At 40.1% G+C, this 26,224-nt stretch carries 27 protein-coding genes, 3 tRNA genes and 1 pseudogene; 13 read left to right on the top strand and 18 right to left on the bottom strand.

Annotated elements, in window-relative coordinates; genetic code table 11:
- Positions 1–133 precede the first annotated feature (133 nt).
- From AACQ38_RS03670 to uvrY, 6 genes are all read right to left on the bottom strand, one after another.
- Positions 134–220, bottom strand: a tRNA-Leu gene (locus AACQ38_RS03670).
- A gap of 6 nt (positions 221–226) precedes the next feature.
- Positions 227–300 (bottom strand) — tRNA-Cys (locus AACQ38_RS03665).
- Positions 301–348: 48 nt separating this feature from the next.
- Positions 349–424 (bottom strand) — tRNA-Gly (locus AACQ38_RS03660).
- Between the two features lie 144 nt (positions 425–568).
- A complete protein-coding gene (gene pgsA, locus AACQ38_RS03655; protein WP_011146282.1) occupies positions 569–1,117 on the bottom strand; it encodes a CDP-diacylglycerol--glycerol-3-phosphate 3-phosphatidyltransferase in 549 nt (182 codons plus the stop codon).
- Positions 1,118–1,174: 57 nt separating this feature from the next.
- The gene (gene uvrC / locus AACQ38_RS03650; protein ID WP_011146283.1) at positions 1,175–3,007 is read right to left on the bottom strand and encodes an excinuclease ABC subunit UvrC; all 1,833 of its coding nucleotides are present in this window, start codon (positions 3,005–3,007) and stop codon (positions 1,175–1,177) included.
- Positions 2,991–3,656: a UvrY/SirA/GacA family response regulator transcription factor gene (gene uvrY / locus AACQ38_RS03645; protein ID WP_011146284.1), complete on the bottom strand. Its 666-nt coding sequence runs from the start codon at positions 3,654–3,656 to the stop codon at positions 2,991–2,993. Before uvrY ends, uvrC begins: the two co-directional genes overlap by 17 nt.
- A 434-nt stretch (positions 3,657–4,090) precedes the next feature.
- On the opposite strand from uvrY, the gene AACQ38_RS03640 reads away from it, so the two are divergent.
- From AACQ38_RS03640 to AACQ38_RS03595, 10 genes are all read left to right on the top strand, one after another.
- The gene (locus AACQ38_RS03640; RefSeq protein WP_011146285.1) at positions 4,091–4,315 is read left to right on the top strand and encodes a DUF2594 family protein; all 225 of its coding nucleotides are present in this window, start codon (positions 4,091–4,093) and stop codon (positions 4,313–4,315) included.
- A 197-nt stretch (positions 4,316–4,512) separates the two neighbouring features.
- Positions 4,513–4,941, top strand: coding sequence for a universal stress protein (locus AACQ38_RS03635; protein WP_011146286.1), 429 nt, complete (start codon positions 4,513–4,515; stop codon positions 4,939–4,941).
- Positions 4,942–5,201: 260 nt separating this feature from the next.
- On the top strand, positions 5,202–5,540 hold the full coding sequence (locus tag AACQ38_RS03630) for a hypothetical protein (RefSeq protein ID WP_011146287.1): 339 nt from the start codon (positions 5,202–5,204) through the stop codon (positions 5,538–5,540).
- A gap of 178 nt (positions 5,541–5,718) precedes the next feature.
- Positions 5,719–6,156, top strand: coding sequence for a universal stress protein (locus AACQ38_RS03625; RefSeq protein WP_165577541.1), 438 nt, complete (start codon positions 5,719–5,721; stop codon positions 6,154–6,156).
- A gap of 105 nt (positions 6,157–6,261) precedes the next feature.
- On the top strand, positions 6,262–6,420 hold the full coding sequence (locus tag AACQ38_RS03620) for a hypothetical protein (protein WP_158538177.1): 159 nt from the start codon (positions 6,262–6,264) through the stop codon (positions 6,418–6,420).
- 227 nt (positions 6,421–6,647) lie between these two features.
- Positions 6,648–7,343 (top strand): aquaporin Z, encoded by a 696-nt coding sequence (gene aqpZ / locus AACQ38_RS03615; protein ID WP_011146289.1) that lies wholly within the window; start codon positions 6,648–6,650, stop codon positions 7,341–7,343.
- Positions 7,344–7,725: 382 nt separating this feature from the next.
- Entirely contained in the window at positions 7,726–8,445 is a 720-nt protein-coding gene (locus tag AACQ38_RS03610; RefSeq protein ID WP_113049503.1) for a phage tail protein, read from the top strand.
- 21 nt (positions 8,446–8,466) lie between these two features.
- Positions 8,467–9,093, top strand: coding sequence for a tail fiber assembly protein (locus AACQ38_RS03605; RefSeq protein ID WP_165577440.1), 627 nt, complete (start codon positions 8,467–8,469; stop codon positions 9,091–9,093).
- Positions 9,094–9,330: 237 nt separating this feature from the next.
- Positions 9,331–10,626, top strand: coding sequence for a phage tail fiber protein (locus AACQ38_RS03600; protein ID WP_165577439.1), 1,296 nt, complete (start codon positions 9,331–9,333; stop codon positions 10,624–10,626).
- A gap of 306 nt (positions 10,627–10,932) precedes the next feature.
- On the top strand, positions 10,933–11,931 hold the full coding sequence (locus AACQ38_RS03595) for an endonuclease (protein WP_113049501.1): 999 nt from the start codon (positions 10,933–10,935) through the stop codon (positions 11,929–11,931).
- On the opposite strand, the gene AACQ38_RS03590 is transcribed toward AACQ38_RS03595, so the two are convergent.
- Positions 11,867–12,091, bottom strand: a complete 225-nt coding sequence (locus AACQ38_RS03590; protein ID WP_125026229.1) for a hypothetical protein — start codon at positions 12,089–12,091, stop codon at positions 11,867–11,869. The two genes, AACQ38_RS03595 and AACQ38_RS03590, sit on opposite strands and share 65 nt — an antisense overlap.
- A 491-nt stretch (positions 12,092–12,582) precedes the next feature.
- Between AACQ38_RS03590 and phoH the strand changes: the two genes are divergently transcribed.
- Positions 12,583–13,371, top strand: coding sequence for a phosphate starvation-inducible protein PhoH (gene phoH, locus AACQ38_RS03585; protein ID WP_165577438.1), 789 nt, complete (start codon positions 12,583–12,585; stop codon positions 13,369–13,371).
- Positions 13,372–13,536: 165 nt separating this feature from the next.
- Here the strand turns inward: phoH and AACQ38_RS03580 are convergent.
- The 7 genes and pseudogenes from AACQ38_RS03580 to AACQ38_RS03550 form a co-directional block, all read right to left on the bottom strand.
- A pseudogene (locus tag AACQ38_RS03580) lies at positions 13,537–13,835 on the bottom strand (hypothetical protein).
- A complete protein-coding gene (locus tag AACQ38_RS03575) occupies positions 13,832–14,134 on the bottom strand; it encodes a hypothetical protein (RefSeq protein ID WP_242685515.1) in 303 nt (100 codons plus the stop codon). Before AACQ38_RS03575 ends, AACQ38_RS03580 begins: the two are co-directional and overlap by 4 nt.
- Before the next feature lie 446 nt (positions 14,135–14,580).
- Positions 14,581–15,414 (bottom strand): siderophore-interacting protein, encoded by an 834-nt coding sequence (locus tag AACQ38_RS03570; RefSeq protein ID WP_165577437.1) that lies wholly within the window; start codon positions 15,412–15,414, stop codon positions 14,581–14,583.
- Between the two features lie 138 nt (positions 15,415–15,552).
- A complete protein-coding gene (locus AACQ38_RS03565; protein ID WP_242685514.1) occupies positions 15,553–16,641 on the bottom strand; it encodes a histidine kinase in 1,089 nt (362 codons plus the stop codon).
- Positions 16,642–16,849: 208 nt separating this feature from the next.
- Positions 16,850–17,008 (bottom strand): DUF2474 domain-containing protein, encoded by a 159-nt coding sequence (locus tag AACQ38_RS03560; protein ID WP_071824106.1) that lies wholly within the window; start codon positions 17,006–17,008, stop codon positions 16,850–16,852.
- Positions 16,989–17,996 (bottom strand): cytochrome d ubiquinol oxidase subunit II, encoded by a 1,008-nt coding sequence (gene cydB, locus AACQ38_RS03555; protein WP_165577435.1) that lies wholly within the window; start codon positions 17,994–17,996, stop codon positions 16,989–16,991. The genes AACQ38_RS03560 and cydB overlap by 20 nt, the downstream gene beginning before the upstream one ends.
- Positions 17,986–19,323, bottom strand: coding sequence for a cytochrome ubiquinol oxidase subunit I (locus AACQ38_RS03550; protein WP_165577434.1), 1,338 nt, complete (start codon positions 19,321–19,323; stop codon positions 17,986–17,988). Before AACQ38_RS03550 ends, cydB begins: the two co-directional genes overlap by 11 nt.
- A 131-nt stretch (positions 19,324–19,454) precedes the next feature.
- Between AACQ38_RS03550 and AACQ38_RS03545 the strand changes: the two genes are divergently transcribed.
- The gene (locus AACQ38_RS03545) at positions 19,455–20,876 is read left to right on the top strand and encodes an aminotransferase-like domain-containing protein (RefSeq protein ID WP_165577433.1); all 1,422 of its coding nucleotides are present in this window, start codon (positions 19,455–19,457) and stop codon (positions 20,874–20,876) included.
- Positions 20,877–21,020: 144 nt separating this feature from the next.
- Here the strand turns inward: AACQ38_RS03545 and AACQ38_RS03540 are convergent, their stop codons facing one another.
- Together AACQ38_RS03540 and AACQ38_RS03535 are read right to left on the bottom strand one after the other, a co-directional pair.
- Positions 21,021–21,863 (bottom strand): hypothetical protein, encoded by an 843-nt coding sequence (locus AACQ38_RS03540; protein ID WP_011146302.1) that lies wholly within the window; start codon positions 21,861–21,863, stop codon positions 21,021–21,023.
- Between the two features lie 775 nt (positions 21,864–22,638).
- A complete protein-coding gene (locus AACQ38_RS03535; RefSeq protein WP_165577432.1) occupies positions 22,639–23,445 on the bottom strand; it encodes a hypothetical protein in 807 nt (268 codons plus the stop codon).
- An 839-nt stretch (positions 23,446–24,284) separates the two neighbouring features.
- Here AACQ38_RS03535 and AACQ38_RS03530 point away from each other — a divergent pair.
- Positions 24,285–25,496 carry a phage tail protein gene (locus AACQ38_RS03530; protein WP_165577431.1) on the top strand — a complete coding sequence of 404 codons (1,212 nt, stop codon included), beginning with the start codon at positions 24,285–24,287 and terminating at the stop codon, positions 25,494–25,496.
- 68 nt (positions 25,497–25,564) lie between these two features.
- Here the strand turns inward: AACQ38_RS03530 and AACQ38_RS03525 are convergent, their stop codons facing one another.
- Positions 25,565–25,999: a PIN domain-containing protein gene (locus AACQ38_RS03525; RefSeq protein WP_165577430.1), complete on the bottom strand. Its 435-nt coding sequence runs from the start codon at positions 25,997–25,999 to the stop codon at positions 25,565–25,567.
- Positions 25,996–26,217 (bottom strand): AbrB family transcriptional regulator, encoded by a 222-nt coding sequence (locus AACQ38_RS03520; protein WP_165577429.1) that lies wholly within the window; start codon positions 26,215–26,217, stop codon positions 25,996–25,998. The genes AACQ38_RS03525 and AACQ38_RS03520 overlap by 4 nt, the downstream gene beginning before the upstream one ends.
- Positions 26,218–26,224: the final 7 nt, after the last annotated feature.

Genomic DNA, 26,224 nt, shown 5'->3' with positions numbered 1-26,224 from the left:
GTGAATATTTATTCATTGCACAACAATGATGTTAGGAAAGCATGTTAGGAAGGGGAGGGGCCGGCATAAAAAAAGCCACCTTGCGGTGGCCTTTTCTTTTTCCTAACTCACTGTTTTATCAGCGAATTTCATTTGGTGCCCAGGGCGGGACTTGAACCCGCACAGCCTTACAGCCGAGGGATTTTAAATCCCTTGTGTCTACCGATTTCACCACCTGGGCTGAATTTGGAGGCGCGTCCCGGAGTCGAACCGAGGTTGACGGATTTGCAATCCGCTGCATGGCCACTCTGCCAACGCGCCTTTCTATATTCAACGACTAATTCAGCATCCAACTTCTGAACAGTAATTTGGAGCGGGAAACGAGACTCGAACTCGCGACCCCAACCTTGGCAAGGTTGTGCTCTACCAACTGAGCTATTCCCGCACCGCTTTGAACTAGCTGATTTACTTATTTGTTTTCGTAAATCTCATGTGCCGTTCGATGCGTTGCATTCTACTTACTTCACGTATCGAGTCAACACAATTATTGTTACACCGTGTTTGTTCGATGGTTTTTACGTCATTTCGATCAAGCTTCACGCAAATCAGACCAAGCCGCATTTATGTATTGAAACATTGACCAAAATGTCATCACCGTAGCAACATAAAGTAATATGAATCCACCCAATTCGAATTCAAAATTAGGGCGCCATAATAAAGCAATTAACGCTGCCATCTGTGCTGTCGTTTTTACCTTACCCATCCAGGAAACGGCAACACTACTGCGTTTGCCTAATTCAGCCATCCATTCTCTGAGAGAAGAGATGATAATTTCACGCGCTATCATGGTTGCTGCGGGCAGGGTTATCCACCATGTATGATAGTGTTCGGAAACTAAGACTAATGCGGCCGCAACCATGATTTTGTCCGCGACAGGATCAAGAAATGCGCCAAAGCGAGTTGTCTGTTTCCAAAGGCGAGCGAGAAAACCGTCAAACCAGTCTGTCGCCGCAGCGACAATAAAAATTATGGCACAAACCATCGGCGCCCATGTGAATGGCAAATAGAATGCCAGGACAAAAAATGGGATCAGGGCGATACGAAATAGAGTGAGCCATGTTGGTATATTTAATTGCATAGTGCTTCTTAACTATCTGGCTATAGTGGAATTTATAAGTATGGTGCATCAATGTACTTAGTGTTTCAATGCATTATAAATTTTTTCTGCTAATGCATAGGAAATAGTCGGTACTTTTGCGATCTCTTCGACACTTGCATTACGTAAAGGCTGCAAACCTCCCATGTATTTCAGTAACATTTGTCGGCGTTTTGGTCCAACGCCTTCAATAGATTCCAGTGTACTGGTGTTTCTAACTTTAGATCTACGCTGACGGTGCCCGGTTATTGCATGATTATGTGATTCGTCACGAATATGCTGAATCACATGCAGGGCAGGAGAGTCCGGCGGTAATGCGATACTTTTATCCTCCGTTGCGAAAAATAGCGTTTCAAGCCCGGCTTTGCGATCACTGCCTTTGGCAACACCTATTAATTGAGGTCGCGTTTTATCCCATTCAACATCAAGAGACTGAAAGACATCGATTGCTTGAGCTAATTGCCCTTTACCACCATCGATGAAAATAATGTCGGGAATTTTTGACTCATCTAATGCTTTCCCGTATCGACGGCGTAGTACTTGATTCATGGCAGCGTAATCATCACCAGGAGTAATACCACTGATATTATAGCGCCGGTATTCAGAACGTAGTGGACCATTGCTATCAAAGACGACACAGGATGCAACAGTTTGTTCTCCCATAGTGTGACTAATGTCAAAACATTCCATTCTCTGAATTTTTGCTAACTTAACTAATTTGGTGAGAGAGTCTAATCTTTGGTGAATAGTTGATTGTTGTGATAAGCGGGTCGATAGGGCAATTGTTGCATTTGTGCGGGCAAGTTTCAGATAACGGGCTTTATCTCCGCGGGGCCGGGTTTGAATATGAATTTTTCGCCCGGATATTTCAGATAAAGAATCAGACAAAATGTCTTTCTCTGGCAGAGTAAAATCCAGCAAAATTTCTGAGGGCAAAGTCCGATTTTGGCTGCCTTGTAAATAAAATTGGCCAAGGAATGTTTGTACAATCTCATCAAGCGTTGTCCCTGTCGGGATTTTAGGATAGTAACTTCGGCTACCCAGTACTTTGCCCTGACGTATAAACAGTACATGCAGGCAAGCCATGCCCGCGTCAAAGGCAACACTGATAACATCGAGGTCATCGTCTGTTCCTGAAACAAATTGTCTTTCAGTAACCTGACGAACGGCCTGGATTTGATCACGGTATCTTGCAGCATCTTCAAATTTCAGTTGCTGGCTGGCTTGCTCCATTCGTTCAATTAATCTGGTTAAAACTTGCTGATCTTTGCCTGAAAGGAACAGACGAATATAATCAACTTGCTGCTGATATTCATCTTCACTTACCAGCCCTTTAACGCAAGGCCCAAGGCAGCGACCAATTTGATATTGCAGGCATGGCCGCGAGCGATTGCGGTAGACACTATCCTCACATTGTCGGATAGGAAAAAGTTTTTGCAGTAAGATTAATGATTCCCGTACCGCATGAGTGTTTGGGAATGGGCCGAAATATTCACCTTTGAAATGTTTAGCTCCCCGGTACATTGCCAGTCGTGGATGTTTATCTGCGCTGAGAAAAATGTAAGGGTAGGATTTGTCATCTCGCAGTAAAACGTTATATCGGGGTTGATAGAGCTTAATGTAATTATGCTCCAGCAGCAGTGCTTCGGTTTCGGTATGCGTAACTGTAACATCTATCTGAACAATATTTTTAACCAGAGATTCGGTTTTACGACTGGTGACTTGTGCGCGAAAGTAACTGGCAAGCCGTTTTTTTAAATCCTTGGCTTTACCGACATAAATAACCGTGCCTGAGGTGTCATACATACGATAAACGCCAGGCTGACTGGTTACTGTTTTTAAAAATGTTTTTGAATCAAATTGTTCCGTCACTATTTAATAGACTCTCTGTGTCGAATAGCCCATAACGTATTGCCATATGTGTTAATTCTACATCACCGTTGATATTTAGTTTACTAAACATTCGGTAGCGATAGCTATTGACGGTTTTTGGGCTGAGATTAAGTTGTTCAGAGATATCGCTCACTTTTTGTCCTTTCGTGATCATCAGCATAATCTGTAATTCACGATCAGACAGACAACTTAATGGATTGTCTTGCTGTGGGCTAATTTGGCTAAGAGCCATTTGTTGAGCAATATCGGGAGCGATATAGCGCTGGCCGGCATTAACTGCACGAATTGCATTTACCATGTCCTGAGGGGTAGAGGCTTTACTGAGATATCCTCTGGCACCAGCCTGCATCACCTTCATTGGCAAAGGATTTTCAGTATAGATAGTCAACATGATGACACGGACATCGGGACAATAGCGTAGGATTCTTTTTGTTGCCTCCAGGCCCCCAATGCCTGGCATGTTCATATCCATTAACACGATATCTACTTTATTAGCTCGGCACCATTTTATCGCATCTTCACCACAATTAGCTTCTCCTACTACGGTTATCCCTTTTACGTCATCAAGAATACGTTTTACACCAACTCTGATCAGCTCATGATCATCGACTAACAAAACATTTATCAAAAAAGTGTCTCCAACTGGCTCTATGCTCATACATGAGCTTCATTGATATTGCTTGTGTATTGAATTTGTTTCAGAAAAGTTAACTTCAATTGTCTGTTTTTTAACTTTTGGTAAAGATTATATAAAACAATAGAATAGATAAATTATCCTTAAAGTTCATCAGGAATGTGAATATTATACTTATCTCTTCCAAAGACAAAAGAGAATTATTTTATACGATAGGAAGTATTATTTATTTGCAATCATAATATCTCATATATTCTGATTATGATAAAATTAATAACTAAATAAATATTTATAAAATATATGATTTTAACAACAATTTAACGTTTTTTGGCGTAGATCTATTTGGAAAATGTATAAAAATAGGGGATGAATTATGTGGTATAATTATTATTTTCATGACGCAATTAATACGTAAACAGGTAACGACTATGAATAAAATCGATTTAATTCCTTCATCTGATACTGAAACCTTGGCAACAGAGGTGACATGTTTGAAAGTTCTGTTGGCCTCTATTCTTAAAACTATGGGACAAGCTCATGCAGGGAGAGTTGTACTGAATCTGGAACGTGTTATTGCAGAAATGGGCGATGAAAAACAGGCCAAGATATTTGAAAATACCGTTCAGCAAATAAAAGCGTTATATCGGCAGTGAGGTAGAGTCTCAGGGGTTAATGTTATTGCCCCTGTACATATCCCACTTTTGCCACGTATTGAAATGAACAGCACCTATTTTCATAAAATTTTTATTTGGAAAAATATATATAGTTGAATGACTCATAGTAATTAACAGGATATAGTGTATACTAAATGTAGTAGTCTGGTTTGGTATGTAAATATAGGAGCGTGCGTATGTACAAAACTATTTTAGTACCGGTAGATATTTCAGAAGATGAACTAACGAGTAAAGCGGTTAAGCATGCACTTTCTTTAGCAAAAGAAACGGGTGCGAAGCTCCATATTCTTCATGTACTGCCAATTTCATCCGCGATTGTTAACGCATATTCGTTGGGATATGATGAAATTAAGGATAAAGCGACAATTAAAGCCGAAGATGATTTAAAAACGCTGATTGATGCCATCGATTTTCCTGCTGACAGGTTATCTTATTCTATTGCATTTGGGTCGCCAAGAGATGAAATAACAGCAGCAGCGACAGAAATTAATGCTGATCTTATCGTTATTGGCTCTAGAAGGCCCAATATTACAACGCACTTATTAGGATCTAATGCATCAGGTGTTGTCAAATATTCGACAACATCTGTTTTGGTTATCAGGTAAGGTGGTTATACCTTATGGATTTCAAGATGCGTCGCGACGGCAAGGGAGAGAATCCCCGGGAGCATAGGTAACTATGTGACCGGGGTGAGCAAGTGTAGCCAACAAAGAGGCAACTTGAAAGATGACGGGTATAATGGCTAGCCATCTTCGGGTGGCTTGCTAGCTAACGCTGGGCTGCACTATTTTTATTAAATTTGCTCTGATTTCATTTTCATTGAGGTTACATAAGATTTTGTAGAATTGTTGAGGATGCAATAATTGTGGAAAAATTTACTGATAAACTGATTCGTTTGGACCATTTTGTATGGCGGGTGATACGCTTTTACTTTATTGCTGCAACGTTTTTCTTTATTGGAATAATTCCGGGTGTCCTAGGGTTTTACCTGATAGAAGAGCATACATTTTCTGAATCTTTGCTTAACGCTTTATTTATGCTGGGATCGCAGGGTTTAGATCCCGTTCCTGTTAGTTTATCCGGTAAATATTTTATTGCCATATATGGGGTATTTTTGGAAAGTGTGTTCTTTATTACTTTGGGGCTTGTTGTAACACCTTTCATTCATCGAATATTACATAAGTGGCATCTTGACTCTGAGTGATTGAAAATAGAGCGATACGGTAATTTATTTGATTTAGTTAAATAATTCACAACAAATAATGTAATATTTTATACACTCATTGAAATAGTTATACCCTATGGATTTCAAGATGCATCGCGGCGGCAGCCAACAAAGAGGCAACTTGAAAGATGACGAGTATATAAATATAGGAGTACGTATGTACAAAACGATTTTAGTACCGGTGGATATTTCAGAAGATGAGTTGACCGATAAAGCGATTACACATGCAGAGTATTTGGCGAAGTTGTCTGATGCTAATATACATCTTTTCCATGCCGTTCCTGATATATCAAGATTTTCAATTAGTTATAGTTACCATTATGATTTGCTCAACTCTTTTGCCAAGAAATCTATTGCAAGATCAGAAGAGGAATTGGCAAAAGTGGCTGAAAAAATAGATTTGCCAAAAGAGCGAGTCTCTTTCTCCGTAGCCTGTGGATCACCGAGGGATAAAGTATTATCGACAGCAGATGAGATTAAAGCAGATTTAATTGTTGTTGGTTCCCGGCGGCCTAATATTTCCACCCATTTATTAGGCTCAAATGCTTCAGGAATTGTCGGATATGCAAATATTTCAGTTTTGGTAGTCAGATGAATGATTTGTTTAGCAGTGAAAAAACCCGTTTTCACATATACCTTATAGATTTCAAGCTGCATCGCGACGGCAAGGGAGCGAATCCCCGGGAGCATAACAAACTATGTGACCGGGGTGAGTGAGTGCAGCCAACAAAGAAGCAACTTGAAAGATGACGGGTATAGTACTCATTGCTTAATAGATATTGTGTTATTTAATACTGATGTAATAATCCGGTGCAGATATTTTGCATCGGATCATCCTATTTTTAGAACAGAATATTGAACTTATTTTGGTGATAATTGATTTTAAGCTATCCATTTTTCACTAAAAAGTTGATCTGCACAGGATAGATGTTGCATTAAATCCCGGATTAAAGTGAATATCAGACAAAGATGCCACAAGAATCAGCAACTTATGCGGTTATAGTAAAAATAAGCATGATTTTAATTTATTGGCTATAGTTAATTTCAGCAAGGTAACTCGTTTTGATATCTGGATGAGGACAAAACATGTTAAGAAAATTAGCGGCTGAATTACTTGGAACTTTTGTTCTGGTTTTTGGGGGATGTGGTAGTGTTGTATTCGCTGCGGCATTTCCTGAATTAGGGATTGGTTTTGTCGGTGTATCTTTGGCATTTGGTTTAACCGTATTGACGATGATATATGCTGTTGGGCATATTTCTGGCGGGCATTTTAACCCCGCTGTAACAATTGGTCTTTGGGCTGGTGGTCGTTTCAGGGCAGTGGAAGTTATTCCTTATATTATTTCTCAGGTTATCGGTGGTATTCTTGCTGCTGCGGTATTATATGTTATTGCCAGTGGGCAAGTGGGTTTTGATGCGACCACGAGTGGCTTTGCCTCAAATGGTTTTGGTGAGCATTCACCGGGTGGATTCTCGCTTCAATCGGCTATTGTAGCTGAAATTGTTTTAACGGCTATTTTCTTAATTGTTATTATTGGTGCGACAGATAGACGAGCACCTCCGGGCTTTGCGCCATTAGCAATAGGTTTGGCGCTGGTTTTAATTAATTTGATTAGCATTCCTATTACCAACACGTCAGTCAATCCGGCACGAAGCACGGCTGTTGCGATATTCCAGAATACCTGGGCTTTAGAGCAGTTGTGGTTTTTCTGGGTGATGCCAATTATTGGTGGGATTGTTGGAGGGGGAATTTACAGGTTATTGTTCGCTGAAAAACAATGATTTTTACTGGTGAGTTACCTTGCTTAAGGCCACGCTGTAGTGTGGTCTTTTTATTTTTCAATGAAATAACTTTTTGTCACTATTATTTTTTCATTTGTTTTAATAAAGGTAGGAAATATTTTCATGAAGATTTTTAGTTATAAATAGTAAAGATAAAGTAAAAGATGATAAATGCAAATAATCTGGATGTGTTTTATTGCAGTGTGTTGGGTGATTTATTAGTGTCAATTATACAAAAATAATTAACCCTATAAGTTATAAAATAAATTTCATTATTATTTTTCTGAACTAGACTATCATTAGCGTCAATTGAGAGAGGCTATCTGTACGAAAATTTAATATATTGATTACTGAATGATATTATTGAATTAAAGAGGAGTATATGAGCCAAAAAAATGATTTTAAAGCCTTTTCTATTAGTGATAATGCTAATATAGTGAGTCAAGAAAAGTATGAAGAAAGTCAGAATCTAAAGACGGGATTTCCACCTGAGAATGTTTCTACTCATGTATTAAATAAGGTATTACGCCAATCCTCAACAATATCATCTGTTGTGGCTAATTTTATTGCGACACAATCAGGTGAGGATGTTTTGGATGATGGTGATATAGCTAAACTTACTGTACGATTCAATAGGGCTTTAGATAAAGCTTTAGAGCAAAAAATTTCAGGTATTTCCAGTATTCCCGTTGGCTCTCCTATTCCTTGGCCGTTGTCCCACCCACCTTCCGGTTATTTTACTTGTAATGGTTCCGCTTTTAGTAGATCACAGTATCCGAAGTTAGCAGAAGCTTATCCTGATGGCAGAATACCCGATTTAAGAGGCGAGTTTATTCGTGGCTGGGATGATGGGCGAGGTGTTGATAGTGGCCGTGTTATTTTAAGCGCACAGACTGACAACACAAAAAGAATACAACTTACGAAAGGACTCTCTAATGGGCAATTTCTTGTTGATTATCAAGGTCCTGTAGATAGATACCAGTTCCCGCTGGGGCGTGATGTACTTGAGAGTGCTACTGTTACATCAATTGCTAACAATACAGGCGGTCATGAAACCCGCCCCCGTAATATCGCATTTAACTATATCGTAAAAGCAGAATAATATCGTAAAGGTAGAATAATAATGACACAAGAAAATATTTTAGATACTGAAACCGCTGTATTAGGTGAAGACGGATTAGCAATTCAAGCTGGCTGGATAAAAGTTTATCATGCTAATTCCTATACGAGAGAATTCTCTGGCTCTGATTTCGAATATGTTGCGGAAGGCGTGGGTTTGTCAGCGCATTCTTATTTGGACGCACCAAACCTGTCCGATTCTGATGATATGGCTGTGCGTCGCAGTGAGGATGGAAGTTATTGGGAAATTGTCCCTGACCACCGTGGAAAAATAGTTTACAACACGCAAGCGGGTGTACAGGAAGAAGTGACTGTACTGGGTGAATTGCCAGAAATATTAACATTCGAGCAACCGTCCACCGATTTTGATCAATGGGATGGTGAAAAATGGGTAACGGACTTTGAAGCTCAAAAAGTCAGTCAAATTGAACAGGCAGAGCAACAACGGGCTATTTTTCGTCGGCAAGCCGATGAAGCCATCACTGTATTGCAATATGCAGTTGAAACTGAAATGGCATCGGAAGAGGAAAAAACTTTATTGTTAGATTGGAAAAAGTATTTGGTATTATTGCGTCGGGTTGATGTTTCATCGGCACCAGATATTAATTGGCCTGAACAGCCGCAAGAATAATACCATTAATGTCTTATAATCCTCAGACATTCACAAGGCACTGGTTTTTTAATCAGTGCTTTGATTAAAGAAATTCGTATAAAAGTCCATATAAAAATGAACTCTGGTTCGTAAAGTTGATTTGGTGATCGATTTTGAATTTATTTTCTTTAAAAATGGTGGGTGATCAACAAGGATATTTTAAGATATTTAATATTTTTGATTATAAATGAACATTATTTAATTTGGGGAAGATATATGAGTAAAAATGATTTTAAAGCTTTTGCTATTGGTAATGGCGCTAATGTGCCCAGTCAACAACTCTATGAAACAGATCCGAATTTACCGCGTGGGTTTCCAGACAGGCAGTATATTGATAATTACATCTTAAATAAGATATTTCGTCAAACATCAACAATAACATCGGTTGTAGCTGATTTTATTGCGACACAAACTGGTGAGGATGTTTTAGATGATGGTGATGTAGCCAAAATCACAGCACAGCTAAATAAAGCTTTAGAACAGAAAGCGATAACAGGAATTCCCAATGCTTCACTAACACAAAAAGGTATTGTTCAACTTACCGATGTGATTGGTGATAGTGATTCATTAGCAGTGACGCAAAAGTTGATTAAGGAAATAGTTAATTCATTACTGGGAAGTATTAATACTAAGGTACCTGATAGCCGGAAAATAAACGGTAAGGTGTTGACCGGAGATATCAATTTGACTGCGGGGGATGTGGGCGCAGTATCAATTAATGATGCAATGCATTCAATGGGTTTTGCTCGTTTGTATGGATCGGAAAATCTATATGATGGTTGTGCCGGGTATGGGCCCACTGCGCCATTCCTTACTAAATATGGATTGCCATCTGATTGGTATGGTGTTCAGTTAAGAATTAGTAATGTAAATGGCTTATCAAATGAAGGCGTGGATGGTGTATGGAGTCACCGATTAGTTTTTGCTCATGAAGGCAATACATATCGTACAGATAGCATAAACAGCGATAGCAAAAGACAAGTTACCCGTAAATTTTGGGACGATAAGAACGCTAAACCAGATACCAACGGAAACCTCAAGGTAGCCTCCCCGGTAATAGAAATCTCCCCTGATGGCACATTCTCGACTAATGACGAATCCGACGGTGCAGAAGTGATAAAACAGGGAACCGGCATATATCGTATATCAAATATCTTGGGCTATAACGCTGATGGTGGTTGGGGTGTTAATGGGGGTATTTCCGTTCCCCGCGACAATAATAATCTCGAACTGATTTTTGTTGATGATCAGGTTCAGTCTGACGGCTCTATTATTATTGAGACTTTCCATCGCCAACATACGCATTTACCGGAGAGATTCCAAAATTGGCGACTCAAATCTATTGATGACAATGGCAACAAGATCTTCTATCAAGATGGGGAGCCCTGTGATATTCCCGATTCTTGCCGCTTAGATATTCGGGTCCAAATGCCAGAAGATTCACTCTGGAACTTGAAACGAAAGAAGTTACAGGAAGAAATGGAGAGTACCAGCGCTTCTGGTAATAAATGATTCTGGTAGTAAATTGCAGTAAGGCGGGGCCGTGTATCGGCCCTGTATCTTATTTGGGCTTTTGGGGGCTTCAATATAGAGGGTTGACGTTCAGCGCTATCCTCTATTTTTTCATGCCATTGGTAAGTGATATAACCGCTCGTTTTTTGAAGCATATGATCTCTATGTTGACTTATAATACCCGATTTCTTTAAAAGAGATGCTAAGAAGAAATGCAAAGAAACAATGTTTGTCTTATAGGTCGATTATGAGGCAACATAAAAGGTTAAAATCAGAATGGTATTTTTATATAAGTAGGGTTTATCATTGAAACGTAAAGTTATTTTTTGGGCAATTCACATTGGGTGTTTCAGTTTAATTGCTCCTTTATCTTCTTTTGCCGCACCGGCTACCTTTGAACAAGCTAAAGTTGAATTGCGTAAACGCATTTACCATGATCAATTTAAGTCAGGGGAAGGGACATTTTATTGTGGTTGTGATTGGCAATGGACAGGTAAGAGCGGTGGACGCGCAATCCTTTCTTCGTGTGGTTATCAAGTCAGGTCACAACAGAATCGTGCTGAACGAATTGAATGGGAGCATATTGTTCCTGCCTGGGTTTTTGGTCATCAGCGGCAATGTTGGCGGAATGGAGGGAGGAAGAATTGTATCTCTTCTGATCCTGTTTTTAGGGCAATGGAATCTGATATACATAATTTGGTTCCATCAATTGGCGAGGTTAATGGCGATCGTAGTAATTTCAGTTATGGAATGTTACCGAAAAATATGCCGAATGATTATGGTCGTTGTAACAGTAAAGTTGATTTTAAATCTCGAACGTTCGAACCGCGAGATGAAGTAAAAGGGCAGGTCGCTCGGATCAATTTTTATATGCATGATCGTTACAATCTTTCCATGTCTCGCCAACAGCAGCAGCTATTTATCGCTTGGGATCGTCAATATCCACCGAGTAAATGGGAGCGGGAGAGAGATAACCGAATTACCGGTATTATGGGGCATCATAACCCTTTTGTTACCGGTGAACAGAAATGGCAATTATGGCATAAAAACTCCGCCTCTGGCATTCCAAAAAGCGAGCAGAGAAAAGGGCAGAGAAATAGTCAAACAGATACCCAGAAACAACGGGTATTATCTGATTCATCCTCTAGAGGATTAATTAAAGGGAATAACAACAGCAAAATCTACCATTTTTCTCATTGTTCAGGTTATAAGGTGATTCAGGAGAAGAACTCGGTCTATTTTAAAACAGAAACGGAAGCAAGAAATGCGGGTTTTCGGTTGGCTGGAAACTGTAAGGGGACTTAATAAAACAGATATACCCGTCATCTTTCAAGTTGCTTCTTTGTTGGCTGCACTCGCTCACCCCGGTCACATAGTTATCTATGCTCCCGGGGATTCGTTCCCTTGCCGCCGCGATGCATCTTGAAATCAATAGGGTATAGTTAACTATTTGCTCTGTTGTCATCAATAATAATATTATTGCCATCCGGTGAAGAAGAGTGCTTTCAGATAGTGACTTCTTTGCCGGATAGTAGCTGAATGTATCAATACTATGGTAGTCAAATCAATAATGGCTACTATGATGTTAAGTCATTAGCTTATATTAAGTCATATTATTCAATGAATTAAATTTCTCGCAAAACTAAATAAACGATACTGTCGATTATTTTTAATTGAGCATCCCTGGCTTGTTTGTCATAACTCAGAGATTGTCATTATACTGTCATAATGATTCGTTAGTTTTCACTAAATGGAAATAATGGTGAGTAGTGTTAATGATTGATATACCGATCATATGCGAGCTAGCGGGAATATTAAGGTCATTAATATATGTGGCGGTTCCACTACCGTTTTTCTATGGGGCTAAATAAGCGGAAAAGAGGCTTGAAATAACGTAGTGATTGTATCGGTGATATGACACCGCATGGGTGAAAACAACGATAAGGTGATACTGCTATGAGTAGACAGAAAGCAGTGATTAAATCGCGTCGAGAGGCAAAACGGATGATGAAAAGGGATTTGCGCCATCAATGTTATCGGGATGATAATGTAACCTCTTTAGTGCAACCCGGTGGCGTAGAAGCCATTGGTATGGCACGTGATAACCGGGATACTTCGGAAATTTTGCCACGAACTGAAACGCAATGGCGTTATATGCGCGCAATAAACTATAAAAAACTGATTATTGCCAGTGGGGAGGCGGGTTGCGGTAAAACGTTTATTAGTGCGGCAATGGCTGCGGATGCATTGATTAATAAGGAAATTGATAGAATCATTGTTACCCGTCCTGTATTACAGGCGGATGAAGATCTCGGCTTTTTGCCCGGAGATATGGTTGAAAAATTTGCGCCTTATTTCCGACCGGTTTATGACGTTTTATTAAAACGTATGGGCGCATCGTTTTTGCAATATTGCTTGCGGCCTGAAATTGGCAAAGTGGAAATTGCGCCTTTTGCCTATATGCGGGGCAGAACATTTGAAAATGCATTTGTAATTCTGGATGAAGCCCAGAATGTCACGGTTAATCAGATGAAAATGTTTCTGACCCGGCTTGGGGAAAATGTTACTGTGATTGTAAATGGTGATATAAGTCAATGTGATTTGCCAGTGGGAGTGGTATCAGGATTGCGTGATGCACTGGGAAGATTTTCAGATGATGAAGTCGTCAGTGTTATCCATTTTAATCAAGAGGATTGTGTTCGTTCTCAATTGTGCCAGAAAACGTTGCTGGCTTATTGTAAATAACCGATGGAAATATGCCGTGAGGGCTTTTGCAAGAGCGCCTCACGGCGTGATCTTTTAGCATATTCTCTGATTTCGGTATATTTTAACTCTCTGATCTTCAGCCAATTTCCCTTTTTCTTCCTGCTGACTGACGGCCAATGATTTTTATTGGAAACTCTGATAGAACTACTTTATTTTCCAGTAGTCTATCGTTTGGCGGTGAAGGTCAATTCGCCCGTCAGGATATTCAACCCATTCCTTTTTTTAGTCACCGTGATCTTGGGTATTTTGGTTTCATCTAGTTTAGGCTTAAAGATAATTTTCCATTTACACCGACCTCCGCCATTAAAAGGTAATTTCGGTGCTACCCCTTCCACGGTGATCCATTGATTCTCTTTAGGAGGAGAAAGCGGATCATTAGGGTCAGCATAGCCTGATATTAAAATCACGGATAAAACAGATAAGTATTGCTTGATATTTATCATGGTAAGTTTTCCTCAATTCCTACAGCATTATCTATATAGCGTGTTAAGGCTAACGGTCCTTGTTGATCCTGTTGAGTGCAAATCAATGTTTGCTTTAAGTGATGGTCCATCTGTAAAAATAGTGCATCGCGCTGCCGAATATCTGCAACAATATCGGGCCTTTCATTCAGCGTTTTTTCAAATAACTGTTCTTGATCTTGGAAAAAATGGTATTTACCCGGTGCAATCAGTTCTGCCAGTCGTGCGCCAAGTGAGGAATAGTGAATTGAATGACAGGAATACAGCAAATGTATTCCCATTAATTAATCCCTTTGAATAAGGGAACAGGAGTTGGAATTTCCTTCATACTGTCCATATGATGGAATTCGGTTATGATTATTAAATCATCACCAAATAGCAAGAGGAAATTTTCATTTTTTAAATCTGTGAAAAAATAGGTTTATACCCTATGGATTTCAAGATGCATCGCGGCGGCAAGGGAGTAAATCCCCGGGAGCATAGCAAACTATGTGACCGGGGTGAGCGAGTGCAGCCAACAAAGAGGCAACTTGAAAGATGACGGGTATATAAGAAAGTGTGACAAACTCAATAGGGATTGAGTTATCGTCAATCGTATTTCTTCGGTTTTAAAAACCTCGTTTAAAGTGATGTTGCTGATAATATCAGTATCGCTGATTCCCTCATCCTCTGATTTTAGTAGGAGAGGGGATCAAGCGAGTATAAATATGCAAGGCATGTAAGGCCATTAATCGTCGCTATCCACCACTTCATGACGCAGGGCATGATAACCTTCTTCATCAAAGCCATGCCTCCAATAAGGAATGGCATATAGCTGGTGGCGTTCATAGCCTTTTTCCCGGCGAATATAGCGACGAAGTTCTTTTACCAGCTTATCCTCACCGGCCAGCCAGAAAGTGACATTTTCTGTTGGTAATGACCAGGATTTGAATTCAGATACGATTGTGTCAGTTATTTCAACGTCACCAGTGATCCAGTGAACTGTTATTCCTGCCGGTTTTTTTAATTCCTGAATATCTTGCTCACTTTCGATACGAATAATGACTTGCCCGGTTGCATCTGGTTTTACTGTTGCCAATAGCGCAGCAATAGCAGGCAAAGAACTTGGGTCGCCGGCCATATAATAGTGGCTGACTTTTGGCAGTAATGGATCAGGTCCACCGGGGTTAGTAATACCCATCCAGTCACCGATTTGGGCTCTATAAGCAAATTCTACCGCCGGGCCGCCATTGTGATGTAGTGCAAATTCAATATCGATCTCTTTTTGTTCGGTGCGGATGGCTCGAACCGAGTAAGTGCGCGTTATTGGACGCAGTTCACTCGGCGGCCATATCGGGCCTTCTGGAGATAGAGTCGGTAACACGGGTTTGGTCTGCCCCGGAAGCGGTAAGAATATCTTTAGGTGTCCGCCTTCACATTCCGTGGGATAACTATCCAGACATTCACCGGTGAAAGTAATGCTGCGCATATTAGGTGTCACGTCGAAAATGTTTTTCACCTGAACAAGTCTAGGGGGGGCAGGCCGGTAAATGTTTTTTTCTTCAATTGTTTTATTGGTCACGTAAAATTCCTCTGGAAAATTTACCGAAGGTTATTATCTGATAAAGCCAAAGTTAGTGTAACAGCAATTAACGAAAATGATAATTATTATCATTAAATAAATTGCGCTGCCGTCGATAATGGGATTGATCTGCCTTTTTCAATCCACTGAAAATTGAATTTCTACCTCTGTACCACCATGTTTACGGTTTTTTATCTGTAATTGTCCACCTAGGATAGAAACTCTGTCTTGCATAATAGCCAGCCCAAATTTGTTTTTATTAGCGGAGTCCAGATTGATACCCTGACCATTATCACTGACAACTGTAATGATTTTGTCATCGATAGGATAAATACGGATACTGATCCAATTGGCATTGGCATGCTTATAACAGTTGTTCAAACATTCCCTAATGATTTGTATCAAATGTTTGCTGTAACTGTCAGGAATGTGCTGATGTGTCAGGCGGTAATTGAATTCAATGTTGAAGCCTAGACGATGGTTAAATTCACTAATCAAGGTCTGTAAAGATTCTTGTAGATTACATTGAGGTTGTTCGTTCCTGAACGTTGCCAGTAATTCTCTGAGCTGGCGATAGGCAATATTTAACTCATCTTTAATCATATTCAACGAGGTTAAACTTTGCTTGGGTAAATTATCACTGCCGATATATAGACAATTAACTTGAATCTTAAGGAAAGAGAGGGATTGGGCAATGGAATCGTGGAGTTCACGAGAAATAGCGGTTCTCTCTGCGGCCAACATACTCTGGTGTTGGCATTGGATCTGATTTTCCCGTAATAGTTTATTTGTCATTAACGTCACCACATCCTGAACCAGACTTTTTTCATCGGGAGTGAGATCACTATTCCTGTGTGTTTTTATCCAGAGTGTCCCATAGCTATCAATATTATCATCTAGATTCCATCTCATAATCAGCGGCATATCAAAATAGGGGCATTGATGGGGATTGCGAAAGAAATATTCTTGTTGTGATGGATAAAAGATGATTTTGGCTTCACAGAAAGGGATCAGACGATTGAGGTGAGAAAAAATCTCCTGAAGCTTTTCAGGTAGCAGTTTACAATTTTGTAGTTTGAAATGGCTTTGACAGAGAAAATCCAAATAGCCATTTTTTTGTTTCAGTGCGTTAATTTCTGCTTTGTATCTTGCATGTTGCCATTCTTTGACAGGAGCAGAGTTATGTACCACTTTTATCAGGAAGTAGACATTTGTAATACTTAACATTATCAATAACGGTAAAATTAAATCTGGAATCGACGGTTTATCAATCAACAACAGTATAAAAAGTAAAAACAAATTTATAATAGAGTTGATTACAAACAGTTTTTGGTTTTTGAAGATGGTGTTATTTGAACTTGTTTTCATCAGGTTAAGATTCCGTTCTGCAATACTGATGAAAACTTTAGCTCAATTTGTTAAATAGTGTTAATAATTACTTCAATTTCATACCTGCTGCTGTCATCAGAAGGCGAAATAGTGTGGAAACAGCAAAAAGAGCCATCACACTGCATAACCAGATCATTGCCATCCAGCCTATCCGTTTCCATACAGAAGGGCGTGGGGTGTTTTGATTAGTGGTAGCCTTGTTCATGGTTAACTTTCCCCCGAAAAACGTAGTAGCTCCAATAGGTGTAAACCAGAATCACTGGGATGATAAGTAGGGCACCGACCAGCATAAAACCTAAACTTTGTTGCGGCGCTGCCGCGGCTTCATAGCTGATGGTCGGTGGGATCAAGTTAGGCCAGATACTGATGCCCAACCCACTGTAGCCAAGGAAAACTAACAATAGTGCTACCAGAAACGGTGTGTAATGAGCTTTACGTTTGATGGAGTGCAGTAGTTTCCAGCCAGACCAGACCACCAACAGTGGCACAGGAAGGAAGAACAACAGGTTAGGTAAGCTGAACCAACGTTCAGTGATTGCCGGATGAATGAATGGTGTCCATAAACTGATAATGGCGATAACTGTCAGCATCAGAAAAGTGAGCGGGCGGGCGACACGGTACATCTCTTGTTGTAGGTGACCTTCGGTTTTCATAATTAGCCAGCCACAGCCTAACAATGCGTAAGCAATTATCAGGCCAAAACCACAAAATAGGGGGAAGGGTGAGAACCAATCAAAATAGCCGCCAGTGTAAGCTCGGTTTTCCACCGGGAACCCTTGAATAAAGGCACCCACCACCACGCCCTGAACAAACGTCGCCATCACAGAGCCGCTGATAAAAGCGTTGTCCCAGATATAACGATGCTCAGGCGCGCATTTGAAACGAAATTCAAAGGCGACACCACGGAAGATCAGGCCAAATAACATTAATGTCACGGGGATCGTTAATGCATCAAGGATAACGGCATAAGCCAAAGGAAAAGCACCGAATAAACCTGCGCCGCCAAGCACCAACCAGGTTTCGTTACCATCCCACACCGGCGCAACGCTGTTCATCATTAAATCACGGTCCTTATCGCTTTTAACCGTGGGATAGAGCAGCCCAATCCCAAGGTCAAAACCATCCATGACAATGTACATCATGATGCTGAACACAATGATGATGAACCAGATTAACGGCAGATCAATACCCATTGTTTAACTCCTTTTTGGGACCTTTGCGGATAAGTTTCATCATGTAGGCGTAACCCACACCGAATACCGAGCTGTAGACCGCGATGAAAAGCAACAAACTGATGTTCATATGTATTTCACCGTGTGCGGATACCGCATCTTTGGTACGTAGCAGACCATAAACTACCCACGGTTGACGGCCTATTTCGGTAGTAAACCAACCGGCAAGAATGGCGATCAGGCCGGAAGGTGCCATTAAGAAGATAAAACGCAGGAAAGCTTTTGACTGATAAAGTCGTCTCTTATAGCGTAGCCAAAGTCCCCAAAAGCCGGCAACTATCATCAACATACCGAGGCCGACCATCACTCTAAATGACCAGAAAACCATAAGCGCGTTTGGTCTGTCTTCCGGTGGAAACTCCTTCAGCGCCGGAACCTGCTTATCTATACTGTGAGTTAAGATTAGACTGGCGAGATAAGGAATTTCAACGGCATAACGCGTCTCTTCCCGCGCCATATCCGGGATACCAAACAGGATCAGCGGCGTGGCTTCACCGGGAAGATTTTCCCAGTGGCCTTCCATTGCCGCGACTTTAGCGGGTTGATGCTTGAGGGTGTTGAGACCGTGAGCATCACCAATCAATGCCTGCAAAGGCGCAATAATCAAGATCATCCACATCGACATGGATAGCATTTTTTTCATTGCTGTCGAGTCATTGCCTTTTAATAAATGCCATGCCGCGGAAGCTGCAATAAAGAATGCTGAGGCGAGGAAGGCCGCAGTAGACATATGAGCCAGGCGATAGGGAAAGGAGGGATTAAATATCACTGCCAGCCAGTCGACGGGGACGACCTGATTATTGACAATTTCGTGACCTTGCGGGGTTTGCATCCAGCTATTGGAAGCCAGTATCCAAAAAGTGGATATTAGAGTACCTAGTGCAACCATAAAGGTGGCGAAGAAATGTAATTTTTCACCCACACGATGCCAGCCAAATAACATAACGCCGAGAAAGCCCGCTTCAAGAAAGAACGCGGTCAGTACTTCGTAAGTCAGCAATGGGCCGGTGATTGAACCGGCAAAATTGGAGAAAAAACTCCAATTGGTACCGAACTGATAAGCCATAACCAGACCGGAAACCACGCCCATCCCGAAGTTAACAGCAAAAATTTTCGACCAGAAATGATATAGCACTTTGTAATCACTATTACGCGTTTTCAGCCATAACCCTTCCAGTACCGCTAAAAAACTTGCCAGCCCGATGGTAATTGCCGGAAAAATAATGTGAAACGAGACGGTAAACGCGAATTGAATTCTGGCCAGTTCCAAGGCACTTAAACCAAACATAGTAACCTCTTATTTTTAGTTTGAATAAAGGCAGGAAATGTATGCGGACAAGTAAAGCATGAAAAAAATGACTATAATAGTGACAGTTTTCTGTATATTGACTATAACAGTTTGCGGAGAGGTCTGAATTGATGAAGCGTTATGAACAATTTGCCAGGCAAATTCTTCAACATATTGAAGATGGTACCTGGCTGGTGGGAGATAGATTACCTTCATTGAGGGAATCAGTGACGTTATCAGGTTTGAGTTTGATGACCGTTGTTCAATCGTATCAATTACTAGAAAGTCAGGGATGGATCATTTCCCGGCCTCAATCGGGTTATTACGTCGCTAAACGTTTGCAGCCCTTTGCCGCAGCAAAAGGGGGAAAGCGATTACATTTAAGTGAAAGCGTGGAAATAAGCGCTTCTATTTTTGATGTATTACAGGCGTGCAAAGATCCTGCGATTATTCCGTTTGGTTTAGCATTTCCAGATCCATCCTTATTGATTCAACCTAAACTTTCCAAAGCGTTAGCGGCTGCTGCCAGACGAATAGCACCACATAGCGCTTTAGCCAATTTACCGCCGGGTAATGATAAGTTACGCCGTAACATATCGCGCCGTTATGCAATGCATGGTATTCATGTCCCTCCTGATGAAATTGTCATCACTGCGGGTGCGATGGAATCACTGAGTTTCAGTTTACAGTCGGTGACAGAACCGGGGGATTGGGTGGTGATTGAATCACCGGCTTTTTACGGTGCTTTACAGGCCATTGAACGTTTACGTCTGAAAGCGGTAGCCATCAAAACTGATCCACAAAACGGTATTGATTTGGATGCGTTGGAGGAGGTGATCCAGAAATACCCAATAAAAGCTTGTTGGTTAATGACTCACTTTCAGAACCCGCTAGGGGGAACGATGTCCGCTGAAAGTAAATTACGGCTGGTGAATATCCTGAACAGTAATCAGGTGGTGCTGATTGAAGATGATGTTTATGGTGAACTCTACTTCGATCAGCAACGGCCTGTACCGGCGAAAGGGTTAGACAGTGAAAACAACTTTATGCACTGCTCCTCGTTTTCTAAATGTCTGGCCCCGGGATTCCGTGTGGGTTGGGTGGCAGCAGGAAAACATGCCAAGAAAATCCAACAGTTACAAATGATGAGTACCGTTTCTGCCAGCATGCCGACGCAATTGGCAATTGCTGATTATCTTGCGGAGGGGGGATATGACAACCACTTACGTCGCCTTCGTCGCATATTGGAGCAACGTCAGCAACTGATGTTACGAGCAATTGGTGACTATATGCCTGCTTCAGTCAAAGTGAATCGCCCTAAAGGTGGCTATTTTCTCTGGTTGGAATTTGAGCCTCTGTTCAGTGCACAGCGGCTTTATCAACTGGCATTGGCAGAAGGGATCAGTATTGCACCGGGCAGTATGTTTTGCACCAGCGAACAGTTTAACCATGCCTTTCGTCTGAATGCCTCTTTTGATTGGAATCAGCAAATGGAACGTGCGATGCAGACTTTGGGCAATATTTGTCATACATTATTGGTTGAAATAGCCTGATCCCAGGCTGATATTAATCCCTATCAAGGAGAAAGTTGCCTCTTTGTTGGCTGCACTCACTCACCCCGGTCACATAGTTACCTATGCTCCCGGGGATTCGCTCCCTTGCCGTCGCGATGCATCTTGAAATCTATAAGGTATACATTATTCTATACAAAGCGCTCTTACGTTACTTCCTTGCTTTCTCCGAGTGGTCATACTGTCAATCCAATCTTCTAATGATACCTTCTGTGCTTTCTCGAATGCGGGCCTTACATTTACCCATGATTCGTACCTTAGGTTATATTCTGCTTGTGGCAGGAAGTAATGAGATTTGAATTCGATAAGACCTTTATCATCTTCGTAAGCGATGATTGAAAACTCAGACCAATACAAGAAGAATGACACGCCACCTCTTGGTGATGTAGCAAGAACACTTTGTACGAAATTGGATTGAGTTTGCCTTCTACCAGCATAAGATAATGCAGCGATAGCCAATTGTCTCAGTGGGGTTTTCATCTGCTCTCTCTCCTGACTCGATAATCCTAGGAAGTTTTCCAGGAAAGAGTTGATCAAAACATCGGCATCATGGCTTTTTTGAATAACATTTTGTGTACTTGTTGACAGTAAAGAAAGGAATGGAACGCCAGATAATTCTGCTGTAAATGAGAAGAAATTCTTTTTATTACCTTGGCCTTGAGGATCTAAAGGATTATAGCCTGAAACCGCACGGCACATATTAATAACAGTTTGCAAGCCTTCGGTAATGCTGAGTGGGTTTTTAGAGGGTGAGGCAGAATCTTTTGCCAACTGGGTATAATTTCCTGTAGCTGCGCCATTCGCTGGGCTCTGTACATCAGAATAATCGCCAGCCTCAGGATACTCCATAATAATATTACCTGAGCGTTCCCAATCTTTAAGGAGCCTTGTGCCTCCTTTTTCAATATGTTCTATCCATTCTTGGGCTTTTTTAACTGCATAATCAGGATTATTTAAGATATTTTCCATGATTTTTATCCTTAATAGATTTATACCCGTTATCTTTCAAGTTGCTTCTTTGTTGGCTGCACTCACTCACCTCGGTCACAGAGTTATCTATACCCTTCATCTTTCAAGCTGCTGCTTTGTTGGCTGCGTTCACTTACCCCAGTCACATAGTTATCTATGCTCCTGGGGATGCGTTCTCTTGCCGCCGCACTGCAACTTGAAATCTATTGGGTATATGCTCCCGGGGATTCGCTCCCTTGCCGCCGCGATCCATCTTGAAATCCATAGGGTATATTAAGTTAAGTATTGAATGTTAGGGTACTGTTGAAAGTAGGGAACAATGTTGAACCCTATTTTTAACAGTGAGATAAATCGATAATCATGTACTTAATATTACTGTTTTTTTAGCTTGGTAATTTTTATTTTAAATTTTTGTTAATAAGTGTTAAATATATTTTTGTATGAACTAAGTATATCCATAAGTGGATGTTTTTCACTATCAAATATTAAGGGTATGTAATTTAACTTATTCCTCACGGATAAATGTTTTTTTATGTGATATTTTCATATTAATAGTAAAATACTGCTTGTGAAATTTATCGATTTGAAATTCACATTTTGAGATAATTCATTTTTATATATATTGATCGTATGTTCTATTCTTTATGTTATATTTGTCTATTCTCCTTTAATTTAATGGTTTTATTGAATAACTATGATGAGAATAATATCAGCACATATTGGTAATAATGTTATTGATATAAATCAATTAATCTACTGACAGAGAGTTTTCAGTTTATGCTTTCATTTTGGTTGTCATACAATCAATTAAATACTCTATGGTTATCTTATCTTCTTTCTCGAATACTGATCTTACTATTTCCCACGTTTTCTGGCTGAGATTATATTCTGCCTGGCAAAGATTATAATGAGAGGTGAATTTAATAGTACCCTTGTTATCTACTTTCTTTATTATCAATATAGAAGAATAGAGTAAGAGTGACACCCCATTTGGGGTTTTAGTCAGAGCATATTGCACCAGATTGGATTTTTTTTCCTTTTGATCGGCATATGATAAAGCGGTATCAATCAACTTTTTCAAATAAATCTTAATAGTAATTTTATCCTGAGGAGATAACCCTTGAAAGGCTTCAACAAAAGAATCGATCAAGACATCTGTGTCATGACTTTGTTGAGTAATCGTATTTGTGTCTGCCCATAGTAAAGAGAGAAAGGGAACCTTTTCTATTTCTTCTGTGAATGCTGTGAATTTCTGCGCATTGCCATTACCTTCCGGTTCCAGCGGGTCATAACCTGAGGCCACTCGACATAAGTTAATGATAGTTTGCAGCCCTTCAGTGACACTGACTGGGTATTTATTTGATGTGGCCGATTTCTTGGCGAATAGTGTGTATTTATTTGTCGCTGCTACACTGGCTGGACTTTGTATATCAGAAAGATTCTCAATTTCTAAGAAATGAGTAAAAATGTTATCTGAATGTTGCTGCGTTTTAGAATATTTTTCTCCTCTGTGTTTAACGTATTCTCTCCACTCTTGGACAGTTTTAATTTTATGATCAGAATTTGTGAGTATATCTTTCATGTCTATTTTCCTTTATGGATTTATACCCGTCATCTTTCAAGTTGCCTCTTTGTTGGCTGCACTCGCTCACCCCGGTCACATAGTTTGCTATGCTCTCGGGGATTCACTCCCTTGCCGTCGCGATGCACCTTGAAATCCATAGGGTATATTAGATAATTAATTGATTTTCATTCTTTACTCAAAATGAGATCCAGATTCAGAAACTATAATTTGTTTTATATCAACAATATAGGGTTTTATTTATATGATAAGCATATGTTCCTGAAAACCGAGAATATCTTAATCAATAGGTAAAAATATATATCTAATCTTTTAATAATAGTGTAAAAATGTAGTATGTAAAGTCCATTATCGCAAAATTTGTGTTTTGGTTGTTCTAATTGAATAATCCTGCATTATATTATTCGGATATTTATTTTTTATTTTATAATAATGCGCTTTATTATTAATTATTTATCGATTTATTTTGGTTTATATTTATTTGGAATGAATAATTACAAGTTAAAATTACGATAAATTATATTAACTTCTTGGTTAAAATACTTTGTTATATGGTGGGATTTATTTATTCTTGGAAAGTAAATGTTATTATAAATATTTTCGAGATGAAATGGATGGAAAGAGTTACTTTCATATATTGGACAGAAATGGTTTTAATATATGTCTGGTTTTAGGGAGTTTAAAATTTATTGCTATCAATTATAAAAATAGTTGGCAATTTAGGTTGTAAGAATATTCCATTATTGTTTTTCTAAGCTAGACTATGATTGAAGTGAATTATGGGGAATGATTTTCACGGTGGTTAAATTAAAATAATATTATTTGATTTTGGAGGGTGTATGAGTTCTAAAAATGATTTTAAAGCCTTTTCTATTGGTAATAATGCTAATATAGTGAGTCAAGAAGGATATGAAGAAAGCCGGAGTTTAAAGATTGGGTTTCCACCAGACGACAATATTACTGTTCATTTGCTCAATAAGGTATTGCGTCAGTCATCGACAATATCATCTGTTGTGGCTAATTTTATTGCGACATATTCCGGCGATGATGTTTTGGATAATGGGGATATCGCTAAACTTGCCGCCCAATTAAATGGCGCGTTAGAACAAAAAATTGCCACCGAAGTACCAAATGCCTCATTAACACAAAAAGGTGTTACTCAGCTTACAGATAAAACTGGCAACAGTAATACCCTGGCGGTAACACAGAAGCTAGTTTCTGATGTGAATGATAATGCTAATAACCGATTGGCAAAAGGCCAAAACGGCGCAGACATTCCTGATAAAAAAGCCTTTGTGGAAAATCTCGCTTTAGAAGTGATTAGTACAAAACCGGTTATTGTTGGGAATAATACAGCTTCTACAATCGATAATTTTGATAACATTCCTCAGAATTCGACATATTTTGGCTATCCAGTAGGGTTAAATGGTCCAGGTGTACATGGTCCCGGAATGAGATTTTCAGGAGGGTATGGGACTTTTAAGGGTTATGAGCTGATGATTCACTCCTCATACTTGCTGAAGAGCGAATTATACTATAGAACGCACAATGGTGACGGTAACATCAATAAATGGAATCCGTGGTATAAAGTCTGGTCAACAAGCAACGCCAAACCAGATACTAATGGCAACCTTAAAGTTTCCAGTCCAGTGGTAGATATTCATCCAGACGGAACTTACCAGTTAACTTGCGAAGCGGAAGGGGTGACGGTCAAGCGAATAGAGACAGGGAAATATCGTATCAGCGGCTGCAATGGTTTTGCTAAAGATGGGGAATGGGGAATTCATGGTGGTACTATTGTTCCGGCAGATAGCAACGGGTTAAATCTTATTTGGGTTTGTGAATTGGTAGATTCAGCCAGTGGCGATATAACCATTGAATGTTATCATCGTCAAAATAGAGATGCGCCGATATTTGCGCAAAATAAGCGTGTTAAGAGTATTAATGATGATGGGGAAGTTGTTTATTACAATGATGGTGAGTTATGCGACATTCCTGATGGGCGCGTCATTAATGTTCGAGTGCAATTGCTGGAAAAATCACAAGAATAAAATAAAAAAATCCACGCAACTGCGTGGATTTCAAGGGCTTTAGCTAACTCCAGCATAATGCCTTTCCTCTAAGGCTCTTCTGTACCATCGATCTCCAAGGCGGCTTTATCAAATGTATAAAGCGGCGAAACCGATTTTTTGTTTTTTATGCCATACCGCTGAGACTTATTCACTATCAATGCATCCGCAAAGTCGGCCTGCTTCGTCTTGCTGCCGCATTTAATCGGTTTGGCATTGATGTAGTCATCCAACGCACACCAGAGCGCATGACCATCTTCGAAGACAACATTAGGCTCTTCAATGAGCCTGTGCAACACTTCTATCAGCGCCTCTTTAGGTAGCAAGTAACGCTTGCCTCTCAATGTCCAAATTGTCTCGACTAAGACCACATCGGTGATCAAGATTTTTTGTTTGCCTTCAAAAAGTGCATTGGCCTTTTGAGACTGGTTCGCGTCATCTTGCAGAAGATATCTGAGAACAATATTTGTATCTACCGCAATCATTTGTGTATGGCACTCTCAAGTGATTCTTCTTCACTCACCTGGTGATCGGCCAGGATACCCTTTAATATCCCCTTCGCGGCCCCTTTGCGCTTTGTGACAATTGAGATGACTCCTTTTCGGCTGACGAAACTCTCATACTCATCACCTGGCTGAATGCCAGCTATCGAACATTGCTCAAGCGGTAACGTTACCTGCCTTTTCTGGCTAACTATTGGCATACAAACA

This window comes from Photorhabdus sp. RW14-46 (genome assembly GCF_963887965.1).
Lineage (GTDB): Bacteria > Pseudomonadota > Gammaproteobacteria > Enterobacterales > Enterobacteriaceae > Photorhabdus > Photorhabdus laumondii.
The sequence above is the reverse complement of the archived record's forward strand: the minus strand, read 5'-3'. Positions and strand labels throughout refer to the sequence as shown.

What these genes read in the sequence shown, in the direction of transcription:
- pgsA (WP_011146282.1), bottom strand. Translation starts at nt 1,117, where the DNA reads ATGCAATTAAATATACCAACATGGCTCACTCTATTTCGTATCGCCCTG.
- AACQ38_RS03640 (WP_011146285.1), top strand. Translation starts at nt 4,091, where the DNA reads ATGAATAAAATCGATTTAATTCCTTCATCTGATACTGAAACCTTGGCA.
- AACQ38_RS03635 (WP_011146286.1), top strand. Translation starts at nt 4,513, where the DNA reads ATGTACAAAACTATTTTAGTACCGGTAGATATTTCAGAAGATGAACTA.
- AACQ38_RS03625 (WP_165577541.1), top strand. Translation starts at nt 5,719, where the DNA reads ATGTACAAAACGATTTTAGTACCGGTGGATATTTCAGAAGATGAGTTG.
- aqpZ (WP_011146289.1), top strand. Translation starts at nt 6,648, where the DNA reads ATGTTAAGAAAATTAGCGGCTGAATTACTTGGAACTTTTGTTCTGGTT.
- AACQ38_RS03610 (WP_113049503.1), top strand. Translation starts at nt 7,726, where the DNA reads ATGAGCCAAAAAAATGATTTTAAAGCCTTTTCTATTAGTGATAATGCT.
- AACQ38_RS03605 (WP_165577440.1), top strand. Translation starts at nt 8,467, where the DNA reads ATGACACAAGAAAATATTTTAGATACTGAAACCGCTGTATTAGGTGAA.
- AACQ38_RS03600 (WP_165577439.1), top strand. Translation starts at nt 9,331, where the DNA reads ATGAGTAAAAATGATTTTAAAGCTTTTGCTATTGGTAATGGCGCTAAT.
- AACQ38_RS03590 (WP_125026229.1), bottom strand. Translation starts at nt 12,091, where the DNA reads ATGACAACAGAGCAAATAGTTAACTATACCCTATTGATTTCAAGATGC.
- phoH (WP_165577438.1), top strand. Translation starts at nt 12,583, where the DNA reads ATGAGTAGACAGAAAGCAGTGATTAAATCGCGTCGAGAGGCAAAACGG.
- AACQ38_RS03575 (WP_242685515.1), bottom strand. Translation starts at nt 14,134, where the DNA reads ATGGGAATACATTTGCTGTATTCCTGTCATTCAATTCACTATTCCTCA.
- AACQ38_RS03565 (WP_242685514.1), bottom strand. Translation starts at nt 16,641, where the DNA reads ATGTTAAGTATTACAAATGTCTACTTCCTGATAAAAGTGGTACATAAC.
- AACQ38_RS03560 (WP_071824106.1), bottom strand. Translation starts at nt 17,008, where the DNA reads ATGAACAAGGCTACCACTAATCAAAACACCCCACGCCCTTCTGTATGG.
- cydB (WP_165577435.1), bottom strand. Translation starts at nt 17,996, where the DNA reads ATGGGTATTGATCTGCCGTTAATCTGGTTCATCATCATTGTGTTCAGC.
- AACQ38_RS03550 (WP_165577434.1), bottom strand. Translation starts at nt 19,323, where the DNA reads ATGTTTGGTTTAAGTGCCTTGGAACTGGCCAGAATTCAATTCGCGTTT.
- AACQ38_RS03545 (WP_165577433.1), top strand. Translation starts at nt 19,455, where the DNA reads ATGAAGCGTTATGAACAATTTGCCAGGCAAATTCTTCAACATATTGAA.
- AACQ38_RS03540 (WP_011146302.1), bottom strand. Translation starts at nt 21,863, where the DNA reads ATGGAAAATATCTTAAATAATCCTGATTATGCAGTTAAAAAAGCCCAA.
- AACQ38_RS03535 (WP_165577432.1), bottom strand. Translation starts at nt 23,445, where the DNA reads ATGAAAGATATACTCACAAATTCTGATCATAAAATTAAAACTGTCCAA.
- AACQ38_RS03530 (WP_165577431.1), top strand. Translation starts at nt 24,285, where the DNA reads ATGAGTTCTAAAAATGATTTTAAAGCCTTTTCTATTGGTAATAATGCT.
- AACQ38_RS03525 (WP_165577430.1), bottom strand. Translation starts at nt 25,999, where the DNA reads ATGATTGCGGTAGATACAAATATTGTTCTCAGATATCTTCTGCAAGAT.
- AACQ38_RS03520 (WP_165577429.1), bottom strand. Translation starts at nt 26,217, where the DNA reads ATGCCAATAGTTAGCCAGAAAAGGCAGGTAACGTTACCGCTTGAGCAA.